At 70.3% G+C, this 20,394-nt stretch carries 19 protein-coding genes and 1 pseudogene; 10 read left to right on the forward strand and 10 right to left on the reverse strand.

Features of this window, described 5'->3' with window-relative positions:
* Positions 1 to 184: 184 nt before the first annotated feature.
* The 6 genes and pseudogenes from ACGFQ9_RS35235 to ACGFQ9_RS35260 all read right to left on the reverse strand — a co-directional run bounded on the left by ACGFQ9_RS35235 (position 185) and on the right by ACGFQ9_RS35260 (position 4,696).
* Positions 185 to 703 (reverse strand): RDD family protein, encoded by a 519-nt coding sequence (locus ACGFQ9_RS35235; protein WP_393579651.1) that lies wholly within the window; start codon positions 701 to 703, stop codon positions 185 to 187.
* Positions 704 to 836: 133 nt separating this feature from the next.
* Complete coding sequence (locus tag ACGFQ9_RS35240) at positions 837 to 1,052, reverse strand: hypothetical protein (protein WP_393579653.1); 216 nt, start codon at positions 1,050 to 1,052, stop codon at positions 837 to 839.
* A gap of 86 nt (positions 1,053 to 1,138) precedes the next feature.
* Positions 1,139 to 1,315 (reverse strand): annotated as a pseudogene (locus tag ACGFQ9_RS35245) (hypothetical protein); the annotation flags it as partial.
* Between the two features lie 168 nt (positions 1,316 to 1,483).
* A complete protein-coding gene (locus ACGFQ9_RS35250) occupies positions 1,484 to 3,604 on the reverse strand; it encodes an MMPL family transporter (protein ID WP_393579655.1) in 2,121 nt (706 codons plus the stop codon).
* A gap of 161 nt (positions 3,605 to 3,765) precedes the next feature.
* Positions 3,766 to 4,245 carry a MarR family winged helix-turn-helix transcriptional regulator gene (locus tag ACGFQ9_RS35255; RefSeq protein WP_393579656.1) on the reverse strand — a complete coding sequence of 160 codons (480 nt, stop codon included), beginning with the start codon at positions 4,243 to 4,245 and terminating at the stop codon, positions 3,766 to 3,768.
* A gap of 307 nt (positions 4,246 to 4,552) precedes the next feature.
* Entirely contained in the window at positions 4,553 to 4,696 is a 144-nt protein-coding gene (locus ACGFQ9_RS35260; protein ID WP_393579657.1) for a hypothetical protein, read from the reverse strand.
* A 268-nt stretch (positions 4,697 to 4,964) separates the two neighbouring features.
* On the opposite strand from ACGFQ9_RS35260, the gene ACGFQ9_RS35265 reads away from it, so the two are divergent.
* From ACGFQ9_RS35265 to ACGFQ9_RS35275, 3 genes are all read left to right on the forward strand, one after another.
* Positions 4,965 to 5,447, forward strand: a complete 483-nt coding sequence (locus ACGFQ9_RS35265) for a hypothetical protein (protein ID WP_393579658.1) — start codon at positions 4,965 to 4,967, stop codon at positions 5,445 to 5,447.
* Between the two features lie 149 nt (positions 5,448 to 5,596).
* The gene (locus tag ACGFQ9_RS35270) at positions 5,597 to 7,594 is read left to right on the forward strand and encodes a serine/threonine-protein kinase (protein ID WP_393579659.1); all 1,998 of its coding nucleotides are present in this window, start codon (positions 5,597 to 5,599) and stop codon (positions 7,592 to 7,594) included.
* A 447-nt stretch (positions 7,595 to 8,041) separates the two neighbouring features.
* Positions 8,042 to 8,464 (forward strand): hypothetical protein, encoded by a 423-nt coding sequence (locus ACGFQ9_RS35275; RefSeq protein ID WP_393579660.1) that lies wholly within the window; start codon positions 8,042 to 8,044, stop codon positions 8,462 to 8,464.
* Between the two features lie 238 nt (positions 8,465 to 8,702).
* Here ACGFQ9_RS35275 and ACGFQ9_RS35280 read toward each other — a convergent pair whose 3' ends face one another.
* Positions 8,703 to 9,698 (reverse strand): hypothetical protein, encoded by a 996-nt coding sequence (locus ACGFQ9_RS35280; RefSeq protein ID WP_393579661.1) that lies wholly within the window; start codon positions 9,696 to 9,698, stop codon positions 8,703 to 8,705.
* Between the two features lie 298 nt (positions 9,699 to 9,996).
* Here ACGFQ9_RS35280 and ACGFQ9_RS35285 point away from each other — a divergent pair, with 298 nt between their 5' ends.
* From ACGFQ9_RS35285 to ACGFQ9_RS35305, 5 genes are all read left to right on the forward strand, one after another.
* The gene (locus tag ACGFQ9_RS35285; protein WP_393579662.1) at positions 9,997 to 11,670 is read left to right on the forward strand and encodes an FG-GAP repeat domain-containing protein; all 1,674 of its coding nucleotides are present in this window, start codon (positions 9,997 to 9,999) and stop codon (positions 11,668 to 11,670) included.
* Positions 11,671 to 12,761: 1,091 nt separating this feature from the next.
* On the forward strand, positions 12,762 to 13,223 hold the full coding sequence (locus ACGFQ9_RS35290) for a hypothetical protein (RefSeq protein ID WP_393579664.1): 462 nt from the start codon (positions 12,762 to 12,764) through the stop codon (positions 13,221 to 13,223).
* 30 nt (positions 13,224 to 13,253) lie between these two features.
* The gene (locus ACGFQ9_RS35295; protein WP_393579665.1) at positions 13,254 to 14,600 is read left to right on the forward strand and encodes a hypothetical protein; all 1,347 of its coding nucleotides are present in this window, start codon (positions 13,254 to 13,256) and stop codon (positions 14,598 to 14,600) included.
* Positions 14,601 to 14,629: 29 nt separating this feature from the next.
* Positions 14,630 to 15,139 (forward strand): hypothetical protein, encoded by a 510-nt coding sequence (locus ACGFQ9_RS35300; protein WP_393579666.1) that lies wholly within the window; start codon positions 14,630 to 14,632, stop codon positions 15,137 to 15,139.
* A gap of 132 nt (positions 15,140 to 15,271) precedes the next feature.
* On the forward strand, positions 15,272 to 15,781 hold the full coding sequence (locus ACGFQ9_RS35305; protein ID WP_393579668.1) for a hypothetical protein: 510 nt from the start codon (positions 15,272 to 15,274) through the stop codon (positions 15,779 to 15,781).
* A 104-nt stretch (positions 15,782 to 15,885) separates the two neighbouring features.
* Here ACGFQ9_RS35305 and ACGFQ9_RS35310 read toward each other — a convergent pair whose 3' ends face one another.
* Together ACGFQ9_RS35310 and ACGFQ9_RS35315 are read right to left on the reverse strand one after the other, a co-directional pair.
* A complete protein-coding gene (locus ACGFQ9_RS35310) occupies positions 15,886 to 16,242 on the reverse strand; it encodes a hypothetical protein (RefSeq protein WP_393579669.1) in 357 nt (118 codons plus the stop codon).
* A 266-nt stretch (positions 16,243 to 16,508) separates the two neighbouring features.
* Positions 16,509 to 17,375 carry a hypothetical protein gene (locus ACGFQ9_RS35315; RefSeq protein ID WP_393579671.1) on the reverse strand — a complete coding sequence of 289 codons (867 nt, stop codon included), beginning with the start codon at positions 17,373 to 17,375 and terminating at the stop codon, positions 16,509 to 16,511.
* Between the two features lie 99 nt (positions 17,376 to 17,474).
* Here ACGFQ9_RS35315 and ACGFQ9_RS35320 point away from each other — a divergent pair, with 99 nt between their 5' ends.
* Positions 17,475 to 18,044, forward strand: a complete 570-nt coding sequence (locus tag ACGFQ9_RS35320; protein WP_393579672.1) for a TetR/AcrR family transcriptional regulator — start codon at positions 17,475 to 17,477, stop codon at positions 18,042 to 18,044.
* 356 nt (positions 18,045 to 18,400) lie between these two features.
* Positions 18,401 to 18,811, forward strand: coding sequence for a RidA family protein (locus tag ACGFQ9_RS35325; protein ID WP_393579674.1), 411 nt, complete (start codon positions 18,401 to 18,403; stop codon positions 18,809 to 18,811).
* Between the two features lie 235 nt (positions 18,812 to 19,046).
* Here the strand turns inward: ACGFQ9_RS35325 and ACGFQ9_RS35330 are convergent, their stop codons facing one another.
* Positions 19,047 to 20,192, reverse strand: coding sequence for an acyltransferase (locus tag ACGFQ9_RS35330; protein WP_393579676.1), 1,146 nt, complete (start codon positions 20,190 to 20,192; stop codon positions 19,047 to 19,049).
* Between the last annotated feature and the right edge of the window lie 202 nt (positions 20,193 to 20,394).

The following is a 20,394-nucleotide window of genomic DNA, read 5'->3' on the forward strand; positions in this document are numbered from 1 at the left end:
CAGTGCGTCGGCGTCCTCGTCGGTGAACCAGCCGGACAACCGGTCCTCGCCGGCCGCGTCATCGGCGTACGAGGGCGAGCGGCGCGCCAACTGGTCGAGCTGGTCCGCGCCGGCCTGGTGGTCAGCCTCTGCCGGGCCACCTTCTCGCCGGCCCCCGGCGTCGCCGTCCGCCCTGACCGCTCCGTCACCGGCGGTGGATCACCGCGCTGCCCGAAGCCCTGTCGTGCATGCCACGGCGGTCCTTGCTGAGGTTGATCGACGAGACGTTGGCGACACACAGCACCGGGATGCCGGTCACCACGAGGTTCGTGAAGTGCCGGGCGACCGCCGAGCCGTAGCCGATGCGCTCGCCGGTCTCGAAGCGCACCACTTCGAGGCGCAGGGCCCGCTTGCCCGGAGTCGCGCCCCAGCGCGACACGCTCAGCGGGGAGTAGAGCAGGAAGAAGGCCACGACCCAGAGCGCGGCGGTCGAGCGCCAGATCACACCCGCTTCACCATCGGCGACACCGGCCGTCGTGAGAATCCGGTCGAGGCCAACCAGCGGAACGAGAATGACCGCGACAGCGATGACCAGGTCAACGGCAGTTGCGGCGCAGCGCGGCAGGAGACCCGCCGGAGAGCCGGCACGGGCGCCCGAAGCCGCCCGGAACCGGCCGAGGTCGCCACCGGAGGCCATGGAGTTGAACATGTCGATTCCGCACATCGCCGGAATCCTACATTCCGCTAATACGTGGGGTTCCCCGGTGGGGTGCCGCCGTGGCCACCGCGGGGAATGCGATGGCCACGGCGGCAGCTGAGGAACGAAGAGCAGCCCTGGGGAGAATTCGAGATCCGCATCACCGGGCCCGACCCCGGTCGGCCCTGATCTCCTCGCGCTGCCCGGTCACGTCCGGCTCCGCGAGCAGCATCACGAGGGCACGGGCCTCGCCGTCGCCGAGCAGCGGGCGGCGCGGTTCGTCCTCGTCGTGGTCGAGCAGTCCGTCCAGCAGGCCCGCGCCCTTACAACCCTGCAGCGTGGAACGTCTGGTCGTCTTCTCCGTGCGAGCAGCCACAGCGACCCCGGCCCGCTGGGCGCGCTAACCCGGATGGTCCGCACCGCCTGGGTCTCAGCTGCGGTGTTGGCCTCGGTGATGATCCGGGCGTTGAGCGGGCGGAGCTGGGTGGCGTATGCGGGAGAGTCGGGGCGCAGGTCCAGCTGCCCGGTCTCCGTGTGGAACGCCGTGGCTGTGACGTGTGCGGCCAGGTGCGGGGGGAAGTCGGCGGCCGCGATGTCCAGCCATCCAGGATGCTGCCGCCGGCGGTGGGGATGTCCCAGGCGTGGTTGGCCATCAGCCCCTGGAGCACGGTGCCAGACCCGGAGACCTCGCGTCCGTTATGCCGCGACGCCGCGGTGCGCGCATGCCCCGGTAGGCCCGGGCGGTGCACACCGCCGCCCCGGCCCTCAGCACCTCCACGGCGCCCGAGGGCCGGGGGCGGTGGGCCGTCATCCTCCGACCAGGGCCCCGGTCCGCGTCTCCTTCTCGGACGGGCGGCTGAGCGGACCGGGCCACCAGGCACGCCGTCCCAGGTCGCGGACGAGGGCGGGGACCAGGAGGGACCGCACCACCAGGGTGTCGAGGAGGACGCCAAAAGCGACAATGAACGCGATCTGGACCATGAAGGCCAGCGGGATCACCCCGAGGGCCGCGAAGGTGGCGGCGAGTACCACTCCGGCCGACGTGATGACGCCGCCCGTGGCGGTCAGGCCGATCCGCAGCCCCTCACGGACACCGTGCCGCACGGACTCCTCCCGTACCCGGGACATGAGGAAGATGTTGTAGTCCACGCCCAGGGCGACGAGGAAGACGAACCCGTACAGGGGCACCGACGCGTCGGTGCCGGTGAAGCCGAGGACGTGCTCGAAGACGAGCGAGGCGATGCCCAGCGTGGCCGCGAAGTTCAGCGCGACGGTCGCGACCAGCAGCGCCGGGAGGACCAGGGAACGCAGCAGCGCGACGAGGATGAGCAGGATGATCGTGAGGACGACCGGGACGATCAGCGTCCGGTCCCGTTCCGCGGTGCGCTGGGTGTCGTACTGCTGCGCGGTGTAGCCGCCGACGAGCGCGTTCGCTTCGGGCACGGCATGGAGGGCGGTACGCAGCCGGGCGACGGTGTCCTTGGCCGCGTCGCTGTCCGCCGCGGCAGACAGGGTGGCGTCGATCCGCACCCGTCCGTCGACGACTAGGGGAGAGGCGGGCGAGGGCCGGCCGGCGGCGTCGACGGGCACAGCCGAGTCGACGCCTTCGACCCGGGCGGCAGCCTCGGCCACCCGGGCGGCTGCCGGTGCGTCGGCGATTATCACCGCCGGGTTGCCGGATCCTCCGGGGAAGTGGCGGGCGAGGGTGGACTGTGCGGCCACGGAGGGCGCGTCGTTGACGAAGATCTCGTCGAGCGGTACGCCGCGGGAGTTCAGGGTCGGGGCGAACGCTGCGCAGGCGATCATGGCCACCAAGGTGGCCGTCCACACCTTGCGCGGGGCCCGGTCCACCAGCGCGGCGACCCGGCGCCAGACGGTGTGCGAACCGTCCTCCGACTCGGCGGTCCTGGGCCGGGCGGGCCAGTACGCGGCACGGCCGGTCAGCATCAGCACCGCGGGGAGGAAGGTCAGCGTACTGAGCACGGCGCAGGCGATGCCGATGGCTCCGACCGGTCCCAGCGCCCGGTTGTTCGACAGGTCGCTCACCAGCAGCGCGATCAGAGCGAGGGCCACGGTGGCGGCACTGGCGACGATGGGGCCGAAGGAGCGGGGCAGCGCCGCCCGCATGGCGACGTAGCGGTCGGCGCCGGGCCGGCCCAGCTCCTCGCGGTAGCGGGCGGAGAGCAGCAGGGCGTAGTCGGTGGCTGCTCCGATGACCAGGATCGAGAGGATGCCCTGCACCTGCCCGTCCACGCGTACGACCCCCGCGTCCGCGAGCCAGTAGACGATGCCGCAGGCCAGCCCCAGTGCGAACACCGCCCCCACGATGATCGTCAGGGGCAGGAGCACGCTTCGGTAGACGAGCAGGAGGATCAGCAGGACCGTGGCCAGGGCGACGCCGAGGAGGAGGCCGTCGATGCCGGCGAACGCGCCGGTGAGATCGGCCTGGGTCGCGGCGGGGCCCGCGATCCACACGGTGGTGCCGGGCACCGCCAGGGCCCGGTCGCGGAGCGTGTCGAGGGTCCCGGTCAGCTCTTCGCCGAGGTCGGGGCGGAGCTGGACGACGGCGCGGAGCGCGTCGCCGTCCTCGGCGGGCAGTGCCGGGGAGGGCGCTCCGACGACGTACGGGGCGCCCGCCAGACCGGCCACCGCGCGGGTCGCCCCCTCCTGGCTGCCGGCGGCGAGGGGGCCTCCGTCGTGGGCGGTCCACACGACGATCGCGGGCAGCGTCTGCTCCTGCCTGAACGCCTGCCGCTGCTCGATGACCCGGGTGGACTCCGCACTCCGGGGCAGGAACGCGGCCTGGTCATTGCTGGACACCTCTCCCAGCTTGCCCGCGTACGGGCCGAGGCCACCGCCGAGGCCGAGCCACACGACGAGCAGGACGAGGGGAAGCAGGAAGCGCCACCGGGAAGCGCGTCTGGTCATCTGGGCTCCGAGCTCTTTCACAACCGTCAAGAATCTCAATGATTGAAATAAATGCTGGCATGTGCGGGCCGACGACGTGTACTCGGGTCGCCGGACGACGCTCAACCCACTCTTCGCACCGGGAAGCCGCCCCGGATGCACCGGGGGGAAGGATCAAAGGATCAGCGGCGCGGTACGCGCAGCGCCGCCAGCTCTTCGTTGAGCGTGGTGAGGAAACGCAGCGCAGTGGCGAGCTCCTGCTCGTCGAAGCGGTCGGTGGCCCGGGAGGTCGCCTCCGCCAGGGGCAGGAAGTGCCGGCGCGCGGCCGCCCGGGCACCGGCCTCGTAGTGCACGTGGACCACCCGTCGGTCCGCGGTGTCGCGCGACCTGCGGATGTGGCCGGCCTTCTCGAGGCGGTCGAGACAGGCGGTCACCGCCCCCGAGGTCAGGCCCAGATGTTCGCGCAGCCGCCCGGGGGTGAGCGGATCGGGGCTGTCCAGGACCACCGAGAGGGCCTGTACGTCGGTCGGGTGCAGTCCCTGGGCGAGCGCGAAGCCGTGGACCAGCCTGCTGATCTCCCCGTGCGTACGCCGCAGGGCGACGGCGAAGTCCTGGAGGCTGCCGGGAGTGCTGGTCGTGTCTCGGTCATCGCTACTGGCCACACGATCAGCCTATAGAAGCCTCCTCCGGCCGCCGGAACGGCGGACGCCGAAGGGAGGACGCATCCGTGACGTTCCGTGGTGCCGAAAGGTCATCAGGAAGAGACTCGTCCCCACCGGGGCCGTCGCACGTCGGAGGCCGACCCCATGGAATGGCTCACGTGACTGTTTCGGTGGTCCTGTTCACCTCGGACCTGCGCATCCACGACCATCCGCCGCTGCGTGCGGCGCTGGCTGCCTGACCGACCCAAGAGGTCGTCTCAACTGGCTTGATCACTAGGCTACCCGACCCGCATCAACAGCGAGCCGACTACGGGCGCGCGGGTTCCTCCGTCAGCCCGTTCAGGAATCCACGAACCGGCGTGCTTCCCACCGCCAGGCGCTCGCGTTCGATCCGGTCGGCGTCCGAGTGCCGGCCCTCGCCGAGGAGGAGCTCGCCCTGCCGCTCGGTCACCACGTCCCCGGCCGCCAGGCGAATAGTGACCGCCCGGCGATGCCAGCCATCTCGCCAACCGGTGAGACGGCATCGCAGTTGACCGAATCACATCAATACCATCCAGCGCTGTACCGCCGGTAACGGCTGGCCGGGCGCACCTGCACTGCGCCCGCCCGGCCTGTCGCTACCCATAGAGGAGAAGGACAGCAACACCTACATCTGCAGGAAGTAGCCACCTCGTCCCGCCCCGGCCCCGGGGGCTGGACGCCAACCTGACAGGAATGACATGAGTCAGCCGCCAGTTCCCCCAATGCTCACCCCTGGGCCCAACGAGCCGCCGAATACCCTGCGCGGCATCCGCGATGCCCTGGAGGCAGGCCAGGGGCATCCCGAAGACCTGGCCGACTTCGATGCCGAGATAGCCCGGATCGTTGTCGCCTACGGCAAGCGCATCACCGCGAAGAAGGCCATGGACGCGGTGTCCGCGCCGCCTGGCTACGACCCCGACCCGGAAGACGCACTGCAAATCACCAGCGTCCGGCAGGGCATGAAGCTGTTTGGCGGTGTCCTGGGAGCCGTGTGGAAGGAAGTTCGTGCCGAGCAGGCAGTACGTGACCTTCGCCCCCAGAAGGACCGGGCACACGAACGCTGGGAGAAGGTCTGCGCCAGAGTCGAGGAACTGCCGATGCACAGACAGGAGATCGGCTGGCGGAAGATCAAGCAGCATCTCAAGGACGCGGAACTCAGCCTCGGCGAACTCTCCGATTGAGTCCGCACCGTCTGTCCACGGCGGCGCCGACCGAGCCGTGAAGCGGCCGCTCTGCGATCAGCATCCGGCGGCCGGGCTGGTCGGGCATACCCGCAATGCGCCCGCCCAAACCCTACTCCCCAACTCAAGCACAAGAAGGAAAGACTCCGTTGAGCAGCATCGGCTCCGGCGGGCGGGTCCTGCCGGCCCGCCCTGGCGACCCGAAGAAGATCGGCCCGTACCGGGTCATCGGGCGTCTCGGCTCCGGGGGCATGGGTACCGTCCATGCCGCCCTCGACCCGCAGGGCGTCAGGGTAGCGGTCAAGGTCATCCACTCCGCGCAGGCGCAGGACCCGGAGTTCCGGGCCCGCTTCCGCCGCGAAGTCCAGCTGTCGGCCCGTGTGTCCGGCCCGTGCCTGATACCGCTGCTGGCGGCCGACCCGGAGGCCGAAGGGCCGTGGCTGGCCACCGGGTACGCCCCCGGCCCCACGCTCAACCAGCATCTGTCCGCCCACGGCATCCTCACGGACGGCTCCCTGTACGCGCTCGCCACCGGAACCGCACAGGCGATGGCGGCGATCCACCACGCCGGGGTGGTCCACCGGGATGTGAAGCCGCAGAACGTCATACTCAGCCCTGCCGGGCCCCGCGTCCTGGACTTCGGTATCGCCCATGCCGCCGACGGTACAAGTGTGACCCGAACCGGCTTGGTGACCGGTACCCCGGGCTGGATCAGCCCCGAGCAGTACCGCACCGGGATGGCGGGGCCGGCCGGGGACGTGTTCGCCTGGGGCGCGCTCATCGCCTACGCCTCCACCGGCCGTCTCCCGTTCGGCACCGGCGCTCCCGATGTGGTCGCCTTCCGGGTCATGTCCGGTGAGGCCGACCTCGACGGCATACCCGACGACCTGCGGGACATCGTGGAGCGCGCCCTGGCCAAGGAACCCGAGGACCGCCCCACGGCCGAGGAAGCAGCCGAGCTGTGTGCGCTCCTTCTGTCTGCTCAGGCCACGCAGGTCATCGCCCCGGACGCCACGCCTACCCTGGTCGGTGACCTCGTCGCGGCCGAGTGGGACATGCCCACCCTGGACGACCCGACCTGGCACGCCCCACCCGTGTCCGGGCGAGGCAAGGGGCTGTTCCTCACCGTCGGAATTGCCGCAGCCCTCGCGGGCGGCCTCACCGGAGGACTCCTCGCGCTGCCCTCCGAAGGCCGCAACGATCACCACAGCAGCAACAACACCACTCAGGGCAGTACGTCGAACAGCGCCGGTACCGTCGCCCCTCCTGCGACCGGTGCACCGCCTGCCAGTACTGGTAGGAACCAGAACTCGGGCGGCACGACCACCGGCGAGGACGGACCCACGATCGCCACCTGGAAGCAGGCCAGAGGCCCCCAGAGCCCGGCGGAGAACGACGGCCGTCCCTCCCTCGGCAACGGGATACTCCTCGAACCCACCGACTATCCCGACCAGGAGTACAAACTCACCTTCCACGAGCCCCGCGAGGAGATCTACGTGGCCGCCAGCGGCGGGCGGGACCTCAACACCGCGATGGTGCAGGAGCTGGCCAAGACCATATGCATGTCGTTCAAGCACCTCTCCGAGTCCTACAAGGGCATGCCCTACAGCACCTACGTGATCGTGGACACCGGCTCGAAGGACAGCCCCCGCATCGCCTGGGTGGACAACTTCCGTACCAACAGCTCCTGTTCCACCAGCGCCAGCGACCGCACCACGAACCCCAAGGAGGGACAGGCCGCCGACTGGTACCCCGACGCAGGGGGACTCGCCGGCGCCCAGAAGCCTTCCAGCGACCCGGACCTGATCCGCACCGCCGGAAGCATCGCCACCACAGTCATGAATGAGTGGAACGGCAACATCTCCGGCGACGACGACCACAACCGGCTGACCCACTCCAACATGAGCATCGGCTTCGACCCTGAGAGCCGCGTGATGTACGTATGGGCGACCAAGCCGAAGTGGGACAAGGCCACCCGCGACGACTGGGGCCACGAGGCCGCACAGCAGTCCTGCCAGATGCTGACCGCCGAAGCCAAGAAGTGGGCGAACTTCCCCTACAACAATTACGCCGTCCTCGTTGATGACCCTGTCGACGGCAGTGACTGGATGCGCTGGGGCAGCATCGGAGACTGCACCAAGGCGTGACGGCTCCGGCCCACGCGAGGGGCGGCCCACCGCTGTCTGATGTCGCCGACCGTCCGCAGTGACGCCGGCCTGCCGCACAGGTTGCGGCTCAAGTCCGCCACGAACGTCGCAAGTAGCCGAGCGCACCCCGGCCCCTGACCTCAGAGGCCGGGGTGCCGTACGAAAGGAATTGGACTGGACATCAAGGGGATAGCCGACTTGGGCGAGGGCCTGGGTGGCTGCGTCGGTGACAGTGGAGAGCGTTCGTCGTCGGCTGCGGAGAACAGTCGCTTGGTCGAGAGCGACGGAATGTTGTCGAGTTTCAGGAGCGCCGGTGCGACACAGGGATGGAGACAGGCACCGGCCATGTGTGTCGGCCGTCGTGCGCCGGGCAGGCTGGATCCGGAACCGGCGGCAGGGCTTCCCGAGAACTGGGTTCCGGGACGCTGCGTGGTTCACCCCGAGCAGGTGACCGAATACCCGAGCTGGGACCTTCCCGAGGAGCTCTACGACGTGCTCAGAGGCCGCTTCGAGGCACTGCTCGCCGAAACCGGCCTGCGGTACTCCTACCACCTCGCGGAGGCGCCAGGGATCAAGCTGGGCGGCTACCCGGGCTGGACGCAAGAACCGGTATGGCCCGACTGCGAAGGGTGCGGCGGCAGGATGGAACACCTTCTGACCGTGGCCAGCTGGGAATTCGACGGTGAGTCCTGGCGCACGTGGCTCCCTGATGAGGACCGAGCCGACGAGAACGAATCGGGCAGCCGGAGATGGAGGCGCGACGCCCACAACCCCGCCGAACTGTGCCTCGGCGACGCCGGAGGCGTCTACGTCTTCGAATGCCGCATCTGCCCCGAGCGCCCCATCGGACACTGGTTCGACTGCTCGTGACCGCTGGGTGCCCGTGCCCGCTGCACGGCACGAACACACCGCGAAGGGAACCAGTCGGCCGTTCTCGAAACTCGGCAACACGGATCTCTGGCTACGTAGGCGACTCACAGAAACGGTTGCAGCCGGTTTCGAGGAACGGTCGCGGCTGGTGGTTGTGGGGAATGTCGGCGAGATCTGGGAACAGTGCCGGTTGCTCCCAGCGGTGCGCGCCGGCCGGATCTGTCACCCCTGGAACGGATCAAGAGAGCACCCATTGAGGCGGGTGTCCCGGGTCGGTCGGGCAGATGAAGACGTGCAGGTCACGGTCGCGGCCGAAGCGGAGCCGGGTGGGCTGGGTGACGGACTGGCCGCCCCGGATCGAAGCCATCCCCTGTAGGGACGGATCGCGGTCTTCCAGCGGCATCCAGCTGTGCGAGTCGGAGTCCATCTCGTAGCCCTCAGCCGTCAGCAGGAGCCGCATCGGGGCTGCACAGGACTCGCATGTGATGTCCATCGGGCCCGTGGACGCCCAGCTGGGAAAGCCGCCGACCCGCCAGCCGGGCGGGATCGAGAGAGCGCCCTGGTAGTTCGGTGCGTTGCGGCCGCCTTCCGCCGTCTGGGCGTCGTCCCAGGCGTCGATGCGCGCGATCAGAGCCGCGGGCAGCGTGCCGTCCTCCGCCCACGGATAGGTGTCCACCTCCTCGGGGTGCACGACACAGGGTTCGGGAAGTTCGTTCTCCCATCGGAGCAATGGCACTTCGGGCGCGGCATCCAGGAAGCGGTCCGCGCGCTCGGTCTGCGCGGCCTGCCGCCACTGCAGAAGGTATCGGCGCTCGAGGTAGGGGCCGTGGGTGCGCGGGCAGCGGAAGAGCTGCACCAGGTCAGCACCGCCGGGACCGGCGGCCAGGCCGGGTATGTCCCGGCCGAAGAACTGGGCGAGCCCCACGAAGGGCACCGGCCCGCCCTCCCCCGGGCTGCCGGCGCCGGGCCACGGGCGGCTCCGGAGCCGCACTCCCGCGGCCCGGGCGGCGCGGATCTCCTCCGGTGGGTACCCCTCGGTCTCGGGCTCGTGCGGCTCGCGGCAGACCGGCCACGGCTCGCCGCTCGGCCACAGCAGCGGCCCGCCGACATGGCTGTCGTGCCGCCCGGGTTGCCCCGGCCGTGGGTGCAGGCGGGTCGTCCGCCCTCGATATGCCGCCAGTTCCGGGAACACTGCCTCCACGGCAACCGGCCTGGCCGGCGTCGTCCTGGTCATACCCGGAACGTACGCGGCCGGGACCGCATCCCGCGAACGACAGACCCTATGGCTTCGTGATCCGCCGGACGCTGCCTAACCGACGCCGGGCTGCCGCGCGTTGTACGCGGGTCGAGGTAGATGCACTCACGAGGTACCCGGGTCCCCTTCGTCTACGCGCGCGGCACTGCGGGTAACATGCGAACACTTTCCGGGGGGATGGTTCGGTTCCTTGCTTGTTCTGGCCGCGATCCGCCTTGCGCGTTTCGCGAAGATCGGTGACGCCTCCGCCCGGCTCACCTGACCCAGGGGGATTCCTTTGTCTTCTTCGCGCTCCAAGCGCCTGGGCCGCATCGCGGCCTGCACCGCCCTCGCCGTCGTGGCGGGTACCCTGCTGTCGGCCGGACCGGCCTCCGGCGCCCCGCTGGAATCCTCGACCACTCCGGGCAAATCCACGTTCGCCTCCAAGCCTGCCAAACCGCGTCTGGACCTGGATGGGGACGGCCGCAGCGACGTGATCTTCCGCACTTCACGGGGTCCCGCCTACGCCGTCCTGACCAGTACGAACGCGCATGTCGGCACGGCCACCGGATACACGCTGAACGGGCAGGACAAGGAGGTCTTCCGGGATATCGTCGCGCTCGGCAACATCCGCGGCGGCTGGGGCACCGAAGTCCTCCAGTGGTCCCGCGACGGCCGGCTGTCCCTGCACCAGGCGTACAAGGGCGGCACCCAGGCCCCGACGTGGACCGGCACCGGCTGGAACATCTACAACAAGCTGATCGCTGCGGGTGATCTCACCAAGGACGGCCGCGGCGACCTCCTGGCCCGCACGCCTTCCGGTGACCTCTACCTCTACCGCGCTACCGGCGCCGCGACCGGCAACCCCTTCGCCGACCGGGTCAAGGTCGGCGGCGGCTGGGGCATCTACGACCAGATCATCGGTGCCAATGATCTGGACGCCGACGGCATCGCCGACCTGCTGGCCAAGGACCTGAGCGGCAACCTGCACTACTACAAGGGCACCGGCTCTGCCACCGCCCCCTTCAAGGCCCGCACTCTGGTCGGCGGTGGCTGGAACGCCTACAACAAGATCGCTGCAGGCGACGACCTCACCGGTGACGGCAAGGCTGATTTGTGGGCCATCACCCCCGACGGCACTCGATATCAGTACGCCAGCAAAGGCAACGGCGCCTTCTCCCCCCGTATGAACGTTGGCCCCGGCTGGACGAAAGCCGACTTGTACGTCAACTCCGGCGTGACCCCTCTCTACGGCAAGCACGGCGTGCAGGGCGTGGATGCCTCGGAGGTCGTCTGGGAGCACAGCAACCTGACCAATGGCCGGTTCGACGCCAAGCCCGCCGCCTACTGGGAAAACCTGCCGGCCCGTATGACGCTGGTCAACGCGGCTGCCGTATACAAGTACGGCTGGAGCCTCCGCTACGGCTGGGACGGATCCACCCTGGTCAACTCAGCCGGCGGCCCGATCAAGGGCAACTTCGCCGGCACCAACCTGGTCCTCGGCCCCGGTGACCTTACCGGGGACGGCCTGGGCGACCTCCTGACCCGGGACGCCGGCGGCACCCTGTGGCTGCGCGTCGGCAACGGCACCGGCGACTGGTTCGGCGCCCCCACCAAAGTCGGCCCTGGCTGGGGCGCGTACAAGTCCATCGTCGGCGGCGGCGACATCACCGGTGACGGCCGCACCGACATCGTGACGGCGGGGACCGAGGGGCAGCTGTACCTCTACCGCGGCACCGGCAACGCCACCGCCCCCTTCGGCGCGCGCGAACTCGTCGGCTCCGGCTGGAACTCCTACAACGGCCTCGCCTCCCCTGGTGACCTCAACGGCGACGGCCGCGCCGACCTGATCGCCCGCGACTCAGCCGGCGACGTGTGGCTGTTCAAGGCGACGGGCCACGGCGGCACCAAGTCCTTTGCCGCCCGCACCTACCTGGACAAGGGTTGGAACAAGTACCGGCAGTTCAACTGACCGGTGCTGCCGAGAACGGCTGAGCAGGCCGGCACGTTGGCCGGCCTGCCTATCCCCTGGGCCAGTCGGCCGGCGCGGCATCGGACGGGGGTGAAGTTTGGGCGCAGCCATGTCGTTGCGGAAGCCGGGCCGTGGCACTGTGATCGAGCCACTCGATCACCGACCTCGGCTGCGGTGCGATCGCCAGGCAGCGGGCAAGGCGGCCCAGACCGGTGGGCGTGACGTCGGGTTCGTGGGCAAGGAGAGTTTCGACGCGAGTGTTACTCCGTGACCCGCGCCGGCAACGGAAGTGCAGCCGGTGCGGACGGCAGCGGCCTCCCGCCGGGAAGAGCGCCAACGGCGGGTTCCTCTGCTACAGCTGCTGGCCGCGGCCGTCCGAGCTGAACGCGCTGTGGCCAGATGCGGCCCGTCCGCAAGAGGAGGCCGGAAGGCCCGATCTGTACGGGCTGCTACCGGGTGCCCTCACGCCAGTGCGGGGGCTGCGGGGAGATCGGGCCGGTCCAACGGCGCGACGCGGCCGACGGCCGCCCGGACGGCGGCGCGGCGCAAGGCTGGGGCGCGACGGCGGGTTCCACTGTGGATCGTGCAGGCCTCGCCAGATTCGGCTGTGCGGGGTATGCGGGCGGGAGTGCAAGGTGCATACGACGTGGCCGCTCGGGCCGGTCTGCGGTCCCTGCTACATCCGTCGCCGCCACCATCCCGCCCCTTGCCCATCGTGCGGTCAGCCCGGAACGTTGGTTGGCCGCACCGAGACCGGGGACGAGCACTGTGGAGCGTGCTGTGGGGCCGGCCCGGTCTTCACCTGCGTCACCTGTCAGAGCACCGGCAATCCCCACTCGCAGGCCCGCCCGGCGGTGGCGCCGGTGGAGGATCCTGGGTCCGTGCCGGTGCTGCGGGACGGGCCCGTCGAGGAGCCGGCGGAGTCCGTCCGCCGCGGCCCGGCGGGAGAGACGGTGGTCGGCCCCACGCCGGCCGGCACGCCCCTGACCCGGCAGGCGCGACCGCCGGACGGATCCGACCATCTCGAACTGTGGGATCCTTGTGCGGTTTCCGCGCGTATGATCGGCGCCTGTCAACGGGGAGGCATCGACATGCCAGAGGACTTCGGCCGGCACGTGGACATGCGGCTGAACAGCGGACCGCCAGAACCCCAGGCTCCGATGGGCGGGGCGCCGTCGGTGGTGCCGTACGCTCCGGGCGTCACGCCGCCGTCAGGACTGTTCGCTCCGGGCCCGTCACCGGACTTCGCGTCGACGCCGGAGGAGAAGAAGGCCGCCGCGAGCACGATCGAGACCGAGCTGGAGCCGAACACCAAGAAGGCCGCGGAGCTCGCGGACGACACCACCAACACAGCCCAGAAGGGGTTCGAGGGGTGGGACACGGCCGCCGGCCTCAAGAAGGTCGCGGACACGTGGGACCAGCAGGTGAGGAACCTGATGGGCCGCCTGGCCTCGGAGAAGACCGCCCTCCGTGGCACCTCGGGGCTTTTCGTACGGAACGACACCGGCCTGGGCAGCCAGTTCCTGCCGCAGTCGAAGCTGAACGGCCTCTAGGAGTCCAGGGTGCTGACATACCACGAAGTCATGACCACGGACCTGGGCCTGCTGACGGCGGCTGCCGCCAAGTGGGACGCGATGGCGGGCGAACTGAACAAGGTCGAGGTGCGCTACGGCGAGACCGTGCAGAAGGTCAGCACGGGCAGCCCGAACTGGGTCGGCGTCAGTGCCGGTGCCGCCGGCAGGAGTTCCGCGGGGACCCGCTACGAGTACGCGGCCGCGCAGATCCAGGCCAAGGCGATCGCGAGCCTGCTGCGGGATGCCCATGAGCAGTTCACCGACCTCAGGAAGCGGGTCGAGAACGCCCGTGCCGAGGCGATCACCGCCGGCATGACCGTCTCGGAGCAGGGGCGCGTCGCTTTCGACTACGCCAAGCTCACCCCCGCCGAACGCAGCGCATACCGCCACGACCCCGACGGGGAGGCCTCGATCCGCACCGCGGTCACCAAGTGGCAGCAGCACATCGATGATCGGGTGAAGGCCTTCGCGCAGGCCGACCAGCACGTCAAGGCCGCCCTCGAAGCGGTCGTCGTCGACAGCAACAAGGACAACTTCGGCAAGGGCGGCGACCAGACCCTCAGCGGGTTCAACGCGGGGGCCGAGGGCGATCTGTCGAAGTACCCGGTGCCGGGCACCACGGACAAGGAGGCCGCCACCAAGACCGACGGCTGGCAGTCCGAGGGGAAGGCCTCCGCGACCGGACCCGATGTGGGCGCTTCCGCCTCCGGCCCCAAGTACGGCAAGGAGGCCTCGGCCAAGGCTTACGCCGACCTCGGCCATGCGACCGCGGAAGGATCCCTGACCAACGGATCGCTGAAGCTGTCCGGGATCGCCGACGCCTACGCGGGGGCCAGGGCCACCGCGAACGTCGGATTCACCGAAGGCGGCCTCACCGGCAAGGCCGAGGCGTCCGTGGGCGGACGGGCACTGGCCGAGGGCCGCGCCGAATACGGGCACATGGGCTACTACATGCGGGGAGAGGGGTTCGCGGGCGCCGAGGCGGGCGTCAGTGCCGGAGCGAGCCTGAGCGGTGTCAACGCCGGGGCGAAGGCGTTCGCCGGCGCAAAGGCCAGCTACGCCGGCGGCGGGGAGCTGGCCGGCATCGGTGCCGGCGGAACGGCCGAGGGTTGGGCCGGAGCGGGCGCGGAGGCGAAGGTGACCTTCGGCAAGGGCGAGGACGGAAAGTTCCACATCGGCGGCGAAGTGGGCGTCGCCCTCGGTCTCGGCGGCAAGCTGGGCGGGGAGTTCACGGTCGACCCGGGCAAGGTCGCCGACGCCGCGAGCGACGCGGCCGACGCGGTCGGGAATGCGGCCGACGCGGTGGGCGACGCAGCCGGCTCCGTAAAGGACGAAGTCAGCAGCTGGTTCGACTGATGTACGTTTCCGTGGAAGGAACACCCTGAATGGCCACGACACTGCCGCTCCCGATCGAATTCCGCCTGCCGGAGGGCTGGATCCCTGCGCCGCCGGACGAGGTCGCCGCCCCGGAGGTGGCTTTCGTCGCGCTGCACCCGCAGTCGGACCTCGGCTTCAGGGCCAACATCACCATCGACGGCGATTTCCTCGCGGAGACGGACACGCTGGACGGCGTGGCCGATGATTCGGTGCGGCGTCTGCGCGGCAGCACCGAACGCCTGGAGGTGGTCGACCGGCGTGTGATCGGCTCCGACGAGGCTCCCGGCCTCACCCAACGGCTCACGTTCACGGCGTTCGCCGGGGGTACGCGCCGCGACCTGGTCCAGTCCCAGGTCTACCTGTGCATGCGGGACGTCAAGGATCCGGCCAGGCGTGCGGTGATCCGGATGATCCTGACCGCCACCGCGGCCCAGCACGACAGCGTCCTGGGAGACTTCCAGGCCTTTCTCCGCACGGTGCGGCCGGATGACGGTGAGGGGTCCTCGGGCGCCTCCTAGGCCAGATCCGTCCGGTCAGATCCCGTCCGGGCGGTCTCCCTGGGCCGGGCGGGACCGCTCCGCTCGGGGCCGGCTCCCTCACCGGCCCGGGAAGTGTTGTGACCGGGGCCTGAAGCTGCGTAGGTTGGCCCGATGGGCCTCTTCGACAGACTGACCGGAACCAAGCACCCCGACCGCGGTACGGCACAGCGGTCCGCGGAGGAGGTCCAGGCCGCACTGCTCGCTCTCAACGGCCCGGACGTGCCGTACGTCGTACGCGGCGGCGGCCCGGAGGGTGCCGACCTGGTGGCGGAGTGGCGCATCTCGGATCCCGCCTGGCACACCTTCTTCGTCCGGACCCAGGTGAGCCGGGTCGTTCAGATCAGGATGCGTCTGGTCCCCGCGACCCACGAGGTGCGCGCCCTCGACCGGCAGTTCGAGGTCTCGTGGGTCGGGGGCATCCCCAGGCTGGCCGTGTCGGCCGAAGCCTCACGCGGACAGGTCAAGACGGTCTCCTGGCGCCGGTCGGTTGAGCGGGATGCCGGAGGCGGCCTCGACGCCACCGAGGTTTTCCGGTTCGACACCTCCGACATGAAGGACCCCCTGAGGGCCGCGGTCCTCGGGGCGGGCTGGACCTGGCGGGGGGTCGTCTTCGAGCGCTGACCGGTCCGGACCGGACCGGCCGCCGGCGCGCCGGGCGCGGGCCCCACCGCTGGGGCGTGTCCGCAAAGGTTCCTCGATCGGCTACCGCCGTCTGGCGGCCCTGCTCACGGCCTGAGCCGGTCCTGTTGCACGTCGAAACAGACCAGCCCCATGGACTCCGCGACGGCCGCCGCGTAAGCCGACGCCTCCTCGGCCATGCTCCACCTCATGGCGAAGTAGATCAGCGGGCCGCCGGCCTCGCTGATCAACGGACCGGCGGACCAGGGCGAGGTGTCCTCGTCGTCCTCGGTGATGTCGCACCACCGTTCAAGCAGCGCGGCCACGTATGCCGCTATGCGTTCGGACGGAGGCTCTTCCACCTCGCGGTCGATGTAGCGGTCGTACAGGTCGCTGAAGACCCGGCCTGCGGTCTTGTTGTCCGTCGGCCTCTCGCCTTCCCAGACAGCAAGGTCGTAACTCATGTCCCGGAGACTCCCACACCGCGCTGACACCCGTCCGGTCTGTCGGCGCGAACCTCAGCGAAGAGAAACGACGTCGAAGGCGCGGCCGCTCACGGACGCGGACAAGAAGCGCAACCGCGGGGTCATGGTGCTCGCGCACAGCTGGAAGAGCGCGGCATCGTGGAGGGCACGATCACGGCATACAGGCAGGCCGACGGACACGCAGGCCCCCAGGTCCGCAATACCTCGACGCTGATCAGCGCCTGGGGGCTGCGCGGCAGGAGACGTCAGACCTTCCCGATGCCGAGTGTGGTCTCGCGGGGCAGTATTCCCGAGCCGAGGACTTCCAGCCAGAGCGGGCCGAGGAGCTCGGCGAGCCGCGCGGTCTCCTCGGCGCCGAGCGCCTGCCAGGGGGCGGCAGCCAGTTCGTCGGTGCGGCGCTCGACTTCGGCCCGCAGGGCTCGGCCCGATTCGGTCGCCGTCCCGTCAGTGTCCAGCAGTCCCCGCGCGGTGAGCCGTTCGTGGGCGGCTGCCCACTCGTGCTCGGTCCAGCCGCGGCTCGCGAAGACCTCGGTCGGCGCGGCGCCGATCGCGGCGAAGGACACCAGTGCCTCCACGGGGTCGAGGCCTGCGGTCAGGAGGGCGGCGAGATGGCCGTCGCCACGGTGCTCGCGCAGGATCATCGCGGCCTGCCACAGCACCAGGTGCGGCTCCTGCGGCCAGGGCAGCTCGGCATTGGCGGCGGCGAGCGGGCGGCCCTCGGTGGGCGCGGCTTCCGCCGCCCGGCGGGCGAGCGCGGCTGCCTCCACGAGATCGGGACCGTCCGTCCGCTCACCGATCAGCGCGCGGTACGCCCGGTCGACGCCGCGAGTCCGGGCAGCGACAACTTCCTCCGGTGCGGCGACGTCCCACGCTGCGGGGATGTGCTCGGCGACCATGCGCGGGCTGAAGCTGTAGAACGCGGAGGCCACCTGACGGGCGCCTGGCGCCCCGAGCGGCGCCGCCCGCAAGGCGAAGTAGCTCGGCCAGCGCTCGCTGGTGTCGTAACCGAGCGCCTTGACCTCTTCGAAGACCTCGGGAGCGTAATACAGGACGGCGTGCAGGGGCTCCAGGAGGTGCCACATCTGCCGGACGCGTCCGTTGTCGATGGTCATGCCGATCCCTCTTTCCGTGACCCGCGCATCTTGACTCCGACAAGATTGCGTTCCACAGGTGAACTTGTCAACGTCTAGATTGGGTGTAGCCTGCTGATCATGACCACCGAACGCGCCTACCATCACGGGGACCTGCGACGGGCCCTGCTGACCGCGGCCCTCGACGTCATCGCCACCGAAGGGCCGACGGCGCTGTCCCTGCGCGACCTGGCCCGCCGCGCAGGTGTCTCTCACGCCGCACCCGCGCACCATTTCAAGGACCGCGCGGGCCTGCTCACCGCCATCGCGGCCGAAGGCCACGACCTCCTGCTCACCGCCCTCGCCGAGGCGGAGGACCTGCGTGACCTGGGCGCCCGGTACGTACACTTCGCCACCAGCCACCCGGCGCACTTCCAGATCATGTTCCGCCCGGAACTCCTGCGCCCGGACGACCCGGAGCTCCTCGCGGCGCGTGAGCGGACGCGGAGCCGGCTCCGCACGGCGGTGGAGGGCCACGGCAACGACCCTGCCATCGGCTTCGTGGCGGCCTGGTCGCTGGCCCACGGCTTCGCGACGCTGCTGCTCTCCCGCAACCTGGACGGGCCGCTGGAGGGGCGGGATCCCGACGAGGCCTTCCGGGCGATGGCGAGCGAGATGTTCCGGCCTGCCGAGCCCCCGGCGACGGGCTGACCCGCGTCCACGGAGCCAAGGGGGACGGTGGCGCTGCCGCACCTGCCTGCGTCCAGGCGCCGCCTCGACCGTGCACCGATCCTGGTCCGGCACGGCCTGAACAGGCCGGCCTTCATGGACCGGCCCACCGGCCGGGTTCCGCGCCGCCGGTGGACGACACGATCGCGACGACCCGTGAACGCAGGAGCCGAAAGCCGGTGATCGGCTACTTGGGTGGGCGGCTGTCACCGAGCCGTGCCGAGGCGGTCTTGCGAGCCCTCGGGAATGAATCTCAGGATCTCGCGGCTGTCGGTCAAGCCGGGTGATCACAGCTGCCTGGCTCCGTATGTGTACAGCTTTGGGGGAGTGTCAGCAATATGTCCGATACACAGCCTGCCGCCGAGCGCGTGCGCGTCTCCGCGGAACCCGACTGGTACGAGTCGGCCGGCATCTCGCTCGGCGTCCGGGTCGGGAACTTGCTCTTCACCTCAGGGCAGGCGCCGATCGACGCCCAGGGCGCCACGGTCGGCGCCGGGGACTTCGAGACGCAAGCCCGTCAGGCGCTCGCGAATCTGTCGACGGTCCTCACCAACGGGGGCTCCAGCCTCGCCGACGTGGTCAAGGCGACCGTGTTCGTCACGGACATCACGCAGCAGGACGTCTTTGCCAGGTTGCGCGCGGAACACTTCCCGGACAAGCCGCACCTCGCCGAGTCGTTCGTAGAGGTTTCCTCACTCGCCGACCCTGAGTGGATGATCGAGATTGAGGCCATCGGACTCGTGCGGTGATGCCGGGTGCTCACAGGCTCTTCGGCGGGCTCGGGAACTCCTAACGAAATGATCTTCGAGGTGGGTGGATCGCTCCGGAACCGTTGATCCGGGGGTGCGGTCGTCCAGGACCCACGCCCAGGGTGCGGCGGGCGCCGCCGGACCGGTTTCCCGGGGGTCGGCACCGATGGGTGCCGACCCCTGTTTCGTGTCCCCCGCAGGAGTGAATCCGGGCCTCGCGTACGCGTAGGCGGCTTCAGCCCAGCAGGCGTTCCAGCTTGGCCTTCTGCCAGAGCATGGTGAGCCCGAAGGCCACCACGGAGGTGATCAGGACGCAGGCGAGGGTGGCGCCGATCGCCGCGGCCCAACCGTGTCCGGCGGACAGCAGCTGGTCGGACACCGGCCGCAGGATCACCAGGTGCACCAGGTAGGCGCCGAAGGAGGCGGCGGACAGCTTGCTGACCCACGGACGGAGCCGCTCGGGGACCCGGATGCGGAGCAGGGACATCAGGACCGCCACCGACAGCGCGGCGACCAGCAGCGAGCCGTAGGGCACCGGGAACTTCACCTGGTCCTGATAAACGGCCACCGCGGGCGTCAGCAGGACGACGGCCGCCACCCACCAGAGCCGCCCGCGCAGCCGCGGGATGCTCAGCAGGAGCGCGCCGATCACCGCGTATCCGGCCTGGTAGGCCGCGAACTGCCACTTCCAGGCGGGGAAGTGCCAGCCGGTGGCGGTGGACAGGTCGCCGAGCGCGTACGGGGCCGCGCCCAGCAGCAGGACCGCGATCGCCGCACCCCACGGGCGGGCGGACGAGCGGAGCAGCGCGACCAGCCCGAGCAGCAGGATCAGCGGAATGTAGGAGTAGAGGTACCAGAGGTGGTACGCCGGGCGGATCGACCCGAACAGGGCGTCCCGGGTGAGGCCGGCGATGCCCGGGGGGTCGTCCACGTACGCGGCCCACACCAGGTAGAACACGGTCCAGACGACCATCGGCACGAACACGCGGACCAGCCGCTTGCGCAGCACGGTGCCGGAGCGGGGTGGCGATCCGACCAGCACGGCCCAGCCAGCCATCGCGAAGAACAGCGGAACGGCGAAGCGGGTCAGCCCGTCCAGGCCGGTGCCCAGCCAGTAGGAGGCCAGGCCGCGGTCCGGGTCGTGCTTCACAGCGGTCAGCAGATAGCCGGCGGTGTGGATGGCGATGACCGCCACCGAGCACACGATCCGCAGTACGTCGATGTCCCAGCGGTGCTCCCGGGCCTCGGCCCCGGCGGGCCCGGCGGCCCCGGCGGGCCGGGCGTGCCGCGCGTGCCGGCCGGGACGGTCCGCCGGGCGTCCGTCGCGCGGTTGCGTGCCCTGGGGCGGCCAGGGTGCCGTGCTGCTCGTGGTGAATCTCATCCTTCTGTTCCCCCGCGTGCTGGACTGGTCGAGACGATGACCTTGAAGGGCCGGCGGCCCATCCCTGCAGGCTTCGTTGCCCGAGGTGCGGCTCGATGCTCAGCAGGGAGACCCACCAGCCATGCGGATGGTTGTACGCCGGTCGCCCCGGCCGGGGGTACGGACGTGAGCCCGCAGTTCGACCGGCCGGCCGTGGTGGCGT

This window comes from Streptomyces sp. NPDC048603 (assembly GCF_043199475.1).
In the GTDB taxonomy this organism is placed as follows: Bacteria; Actinomycetota; Actinomycetes; order Streptomycetales; family Streptomycetaceae; genus Streptomyces.